General features: G+C 43.1%; 7 protein-coding genes. 3 read left to right on the top strand and 4 right to left on the bottom strand.

The window, feature by feature from the left end:
• Positions 1-5: 5 nt before the first annotated feature.
• Positions 6-2,201, bottom strand: a complete 2,196-nt coding sequence (locus F6K38_RS16635) for a GumC family protein (protein ID WP_287250614.1) — start codon at positions 2,199-2,201, stop codon at positions 6-8.
• Positions 2,202-2,910: 709 nt separating this feature from the next.
• Between F6K38_RS16635 and F6K38_RS16640 the strand changes: the two genes are divergently transcribed.
• A complete protein-coding gene (locus tag F6K38_RS16640) occupies positions 2,911-3,228 on the top strand; it encodes a hypothetical protein (RefSeq protein WP_131826893.1) in 318 nt (105 codons plus the stop codon).
• On the opposite strand, the gene F6K38_RS16645 is transcribed toward F6K38_RS16640, so the two are convergent.
• The 3 genes from F6K38_RS16645 to F6K38_RS16655 form a co-directional block, all read right to left on the bottom strand.
• Positions 3,190-4,305 carry an SdrD B-like domain-containing protein gene (locus F6K38_RS16645; RefSeq protein ID WP_008184960.1) on the bottom strand — a complete coding sequence of 372 codons (1,116 nt, stop codon included), beginning with the start codon at positions 4,303-4,305 and terminating at the stop codon, positions 3,190-3,192. The genes F6K38_RS16640 and F6K38_RS16645 overlap by 39 nt on opposite strands.
• Positions 4,306-4,608: 303 nt before the next feature.
• A complete protein-coding gene (locus tag F6K38_RS16650) occupies positions 4,609-4,836 on the bottom strand; it encodes a hypothetical protein (RefSeq protein ID WP_287250611.1) in 228 nt (75 codons plus the stop codon).
• Between the two features lie 285 nt (positions 4,837-5,121).
• Positions 5,122-5,310, bottom strand: coding sequence for a hypothetical protein (locus F6K38_RS16655; RefSeq protein WP_287356984.1), 189 nt, complete (start codon positions 5,308-5,310; stop codon positions 5,122-5,124).
• 123 nt (positions 5,311-5,433) lie between these two features.
• Here F6K38_RS16655 and F6K38_RS16660 point away from each other — a divergent pair, with 123 nt between their 5' ends.
• A complete protein-coding gene (locus F6K38_RS16660) occupies positions 5,434-5,667 on the top strand; it encodes a hypothetical protein (RefSeq protein ID WP_008184949.1) in 234 nt (77 codons plus the stop codon).
• Between the two features lie 73 nt (positions 5,668-5,740).
• Positions 5,741-5,875 carry a hypothetical protein gene (locus F6K38_RS16665; protein WP_267872043.1) on the top strand — a complete coding sequence of 45 codons (135 nt, stop codon included), beginning with the start codon at positions 5,741-5,743 and terminating at the stop codon, positions 5,873-5,875.
• Positions 5,876-6,118: the final 243 nt, after the last annotated feature.

A 6,118-nucleotide genomic window follows, 5' to 3' on the forward strand; every position in this document is an offset into this window, starting at 1 on the left:
AACGATTACCAAGACTGCCTAACCAATCCCAGATTACTCTTCTCATGCTCAGACTGGGGAGGATTACCAGCAGATTGCCGGTAGGAGTAACTGTTACCATGCTTGTTATTAACAAAATTTGCCACCACCCCAGCTAAAGTACACTGATTGCTCCGTAAAATCTCCAAGGAACGGGTAATATCATCATGGGTACTGCATTCCATGCCAGCAACAAAGATAATTCCATCCACATAACTGCCTACACTTTGGGTATCAGCAACCCCTACCACAGCAGGAGTATCGATTAGCACATAATCATAAGTCTGTCGCCACTCATCAAATAGCTGCTTCATTTTCTGGGAATTCAACAGCGCCACTGGATTAGGAGGAGTAGGACCAGAACTGATTAGATCAAGACTTTCAGTCTTTCCTGTCTGAACGAGGGAATACCAAGGACGGTCACTGGTAAGAGCTGTACTTAGTCCCCCATGGTTTGGCAATCCTGCCAATAGATGTAACGTTGGTTGACGCAAATCCCCATCGACTACTAAAACTCGCTGTCCCAATTCAGCTAAAACAGCTCCTAAATGATAGGTAATCGTTGTCTTACCTTCAGAGGGCATTGCAGAAGTGAAAGCCAAAACCTTGATCCTGTTTGTAGCTGCACCAAGATAGCGTAAATTCATGGCTAGAGAGCGCAAGGATTCTGTAAATGCTGACTGCTGATCACTCGATAATCTTCTTTGTTCTTCGATTCGAGCACCGACTATATGTCCCCGGATACGGGGAATAGTTCCTAATAAAGATAGCCCCGTTAGTTGCTTTAAATCTTCGACCTGTTTTACCTTCTGGTCTAAACGCTCCAGCAGGAATGCCGCTCCTACCCCAGACAATCCTCCCATAAGTAAAGCCAAAATCAAATTCAGTTTGATATTGGGAGAAATAGGATCTTCTGGTAGGTAAGGAGACTCAAGAATCTCCCAAGGGGCAATTTCTTGAGCTTCAGCAATCTGTAACTCTTGCCGTTTTTCTAGTAAGTTATTGACTGCTTGGGATCTAACTTCTAACTGACGCTGTAGCTCGGTATACACTTGCTGGAGTTGGGGAATTTGCTGAAACTGAGCTGCCACTTCAGTTTGAGCTTTACGAATAGCCTCTAGCTGGTTTTCCTGAGCGGCAAATCCTGTCTCTAGAGCAAGTAATTGATTAGTTAGTGTTTGGCGAGTTTCCCCGTATCCCACTACCTGGTTAATATCAATTTGTGAGCTTGCTGACCCCAGGATGCTTTGGGTACGCTTCTGCAATAGATTCTGTATTTGGTTACGCTTCAGTTGTAAGCTTTCCACCGCAGGATGATTATCCTGGAAACGAGTTAGCTCTAGAGCCAGCTCGGATTCTAGTTCTGTCAGTTGATTAGCTAAGTTTTTATAGTAAGGATCTTGGCTGAGAACCGAATTTGCTAAAGCTGCTTGGGGTTGTTGACCTGCTTCTTGTAGCTGTTGGCGTAATTCCTGTAACTGTCGCTGAGTCTGACTCAGAGCAATTTCTACTTCCTGCTCCTGTTGCACAAGAGATTGCTTGAGTTCAGATACCTGAAGAGCATAAGCTTCTGGTTCCACAATACCATAGCGTTCTCGAAAGCTACGCAGAATTGATGTGGTTGCATTTAGGGCTTGTTGTGCTTTCGGTAGTTGCTCATCAATAAACTGAATTGCATTGGTTGCCTGGGAGCGCTGCCGCTCTATACTGTAATCGACATAGGTATAACTGAGAGCTTCTAGTACTTTTTGAGCCCTTTGGGGATTTGTGTCTTGGTATGAAACGATCAGTACATCAGCATCCCCTACCTGACGAATCGACATGTTTTCGATTACTTCTTTAACAGACAGTTTGTCAAAAGAGCTTTCTGGGGGGCTAATTGCCTTAGCAACCAAAGAGCGACTTTTAAGAATCTCAATTTCGGTAGATAAATTTTCCTTATTTTTAGGTTTTTCTGTTTCTTGTAACCCACCAACATCAGGCACGGAAGCTTCCCGATACATTAGGATCAGCATCTCTGACTCATATTCAGGGGTCTTGAGAAAAGTCGCTGCTGCCCCCCCTGCAAAAACTGTCGTTCCCACTGCTAATGCCGTTTTCCAAAACCGAAGCAGAATCGACCCCAGTTTAAATAGGTTAATCTCCTCTTGTCCGGTCTCAACACTCTCAGTCTTTACTTCCATGCTCATGTTCTGTTAAGTAGTTCTGGTGAGCGAGAACTATTCTATCTAGAGTGAAAAAGAATTTCACTTGAGTAAACGCTGATTAATACTACAAGTGCTAACTAGATAATCAGGAAAATTAATACCCCACTTTCCGCACTTGAGCTTGTAGCATCAAGTAGTTATGGCCAAAAGCTTTCCATTACAAAGGCTATAGTCATCATGAGTAAGTTGTTGTGCATTTAAATTAGATATTATTTAGTTACAAAAAAAAACCGTCAAACCCTATATACCTGGGCATTGCTGATTCTTGGTATGATTCCCAATAGCATTTATATTTGAGTGGTAATCATCAATAAAACCAACAAAATGTTGAGGTAAATAACTAACTAAAAAAAACGTTATTATTTTGATATAAAACCAATCTCTCGATTATTAATACACCTTCAAAACTCTAAATCCGGATAGTTATCAAAAATTGAATAGCTACTGGATTTAGAAAGCGATAACACTAGTGTGTGAATAGTTTGTGAATTACTTTCAACTTAAAAAAGCGTGAAATTATTTCCAGACAAATTTTTCAGAAAACTATGAAGACTACCGAAAGCACCGGACATGATATTAGATCATTTCCGGTTAATCACTTCCCAACCCAAATAGTCCCTAAATTTTTGGTAAGCTGTCGCGCATTTAAACGACCTTGTCTTGATGCACACCTAACTACCTGTTTGTGGATGGTGGTAGCGCTAATCCAAACGGCATTGCTGAATCTTCGAATGAATATGAGTGGGGTGGGCATCCTGCCTGCCCGGAAATGAAACGGGCAAGATGCCCATGGCACCACAGCCAAGATGCCCATGGCACCACAGCCAAGATGCCTGTTCTACCAAGATGCCCATTCCACCACGGGCAAGATGCCCATAGCACCACAGGCAAGATGCCTGTTCTACTATTATCCCCTGTTCCCTGTTCTCTGTTCCCTATTCCCTACTTCTGCAAGAAATCTATTCTATACCAATTGGAAATCGTCACCACTCAATTGATCTAGATGCACATCCTCAATCACAAGGGTTCCACCAGTCTTAGGAGAAAGAACAACACCCTTGTCACTGTCAGATAGGATACCAGATTTTACTGCTCTATGAAACCACTGTTGAGGATCAATGGCACCAAAGCCCTTCAATTTAATCAGATCTGCACCAATTTCAAAGTCCTCGATCACATCCACGTCACCATGGCGGAAGCTACTGCCCTTAGTGAACAAAAACTGATCATGACCAGCACCACCAACTAACGTATCACTACCACGACCACCATTAATCCTGTCATCACCACCACCACCAGTGATGTGGTCATTACCACGACCACCCACTAAACGATCCTTACCACCACCACCATTAATCGTGTCATTACCACGACCACCATTAATCGTGTCACGACCAGTGCCACCATCAAGCACATCCTTACCAGCACCCCCTTTAATTACATCCTTGCCTCCATCCCCGGAGAGGGTATCATTACCACCACGACCGACAATAGTATCGTTACCCTTTCCACCACTAATGTGGTCATTACGACGAGTACCAATCAGTTTGTCATCCCCTGGGGTACCGGTTGACCCTGGTTTAACTGGCACCAGACCAGCATCCCATACCAATTGGTCAATCCCTTCTGGCAAGAATCGAGTGATCGGACCGATAGTAACACGACCGGTATTGGGATCAACATCACTATCTATGGGACTATCGGTATCAATAAACTGTCGTGGGTCATTATCTTGGGTAGTAAAAGTAAACCCTTCCGGTGCAACGAATTCCAGGGTATAACGAGTAGAAAGGTCATCCGGGATATTCTCAAATAGATAGAAACCAGGATTCTCATTATTATCATCATTCGTAGTAGTTGTCTGGATTAGGTTACCGTTGATGTCGAAGAGATTAACAGTAACGCCATTGACACCATTTTCAGGAGGCTCATTTTGGAGACCATCTCTGTTGCTGTCTAACCAAACATAATTGCCAATAGAACCAGTAGGATCATTCGGATTTGGTTCTGGTAGTGGTACCGGAGTAGGCAATGGGTTTGGGTGTGAATTGGAATTGTCGCTATCGTTGATTACTATCATGGTTACTTTCCTATTAATGAAATGTATGTTTATAGGGAATAGGGAATAGGGAGTAGGGAACAGGGAACAGGGAACAGGGAACAGTTACGTAGGGTGCGTTAGGAACCGGCTCGCCCTCATTTTTTCGGTTCCCACTATTGGGACAGCCGGTTCCGTAACGCACCACCGGGTCTGATTAGGCTAGAAACCCCTATATCAAATAAGTAATCAATCAGACTTGAGATGTTGCTAATCCCAGACCTATCTAAAAAATGGAACAATAGGCTCAATCTGTCCCGCCATTTTGGCCATAGTTGCAAAACGTTACAAATTGAGTTCTGATGTAGATATGATGTAGGGTGGGCAGTGGTTTATTAAGGGATAGTAATAGTTGAAAATCGGATAGAGCACTGCCCACCAGAGCCAGATATACATGTAGGGTGGGCATAAATAAAGATGTAGGGTGGGCAGTGCTTTTTCAAGGGATAGTAATAGTTGAAAATCGGATAGAGCACTGCCCACCAGAGCCAGATATACATGTAGGGTGGGCATAAATAAAGATGTAGGGTGGGCAGTGGTTTATTAAGGGATAGTAATAGTTGAAAATCGGATAGAGCACTGCCCACCAGCCAGATATACATGTAGGGTGGGCAGTGCTCTATCGGATAGAGCACTGCCCACCCTACGATTAATATCTAATTAAATCCCTGTTGGTGGGCAGTGCATATCCAACCGATTCCGATCGGATTTTATTGGTTTAATCCACTGCCCACCCTACGATTAATTTTATTAAAACTGTTGGTGGGCAGTGCATATCCAACCGATTCCGATCCGATTTTATTGGTCTCGTCCACTGCCCACCCTACGATTAATTTTATTAAAACTGTTGGTGGGCAGTGCATATCCAACCGATTCCGATCGGATTTTATTGGTCTCGTCCACTGCCCACCCTACGATTAATTTTATTAAAACTGTTGGTGGGCAGTGCATATCCAACCGATTCCGATCCGATTTTATTGGTTTCATCCACTGCCCACCCTACGATTAATCGTCGCTATTTGGTAATAAAAAAAAATTCCTAAACCCCTTGACCAGAGATTAATAAATTGATATATTAATAATGTAAGCGTTTTAAACCAATAACGATTCATGAGTACAAACTTTCCTTCAAACCCTGATGACAATCAAAACCCTGAAAACCAAGGTCGCAAAGCTAAGAAAGCCAAGCACATCTTGGTCGGTTCTCCTGAACAAGTTCGGAAAACAATTCTTACCATCTATTCTCTTAAATACGCTTATCCCGACGAGTGGAGCACTCCCGAACCTACCGGAAATCCTGGTGAGGTTATGGTGACTTTGATTCGATATTTTTACGTAGATTAGGATAGTAAATTGCCAGGGCGTCGCCCTGGCGACCAGGAATGAAGAATGAAGAATGAAGAATGAAGAATGAAGAATGAACGTTTTTTTGGGGAGGGGTATAAATCAGCAAGCCGTCAGCGGTCAGCCGTCAGCTTATTTTATTCAAAAGCACCGATTGCGCTACGCGCAGGCTAAGCCTTTGGCTGATACGCGACACGCTGATAGCTGACTAACTCGGGAATAATGTACAATTAATCAGGAGTTATATGGTTTAAGTGCAGCTTAGCTGTACGTTTTGAGGTTTACACAATATAATTCGGTCAAGTATTAGAGTTTATCTGAGCTTGACCGAATTTTTTTATTAATTGCTATACTTATAGAAGTTATTAATGGGAGTTTTGATCCCCCCTAACCCCCCTTAAAAAAAGGGGGGAAAAGAGTAGGCGTATGGTGCGTTAGGGACGGGCTCGGC

The organism is Moorena sp. SIO3B2 (assembly GCF_010692525.1).
Lineage (GTDB): Bacteria > Cyanobacteriota > Cyanobacteriia > Cyanobacteriales > Coleofasciculaceae > Moorena > Moorena producens.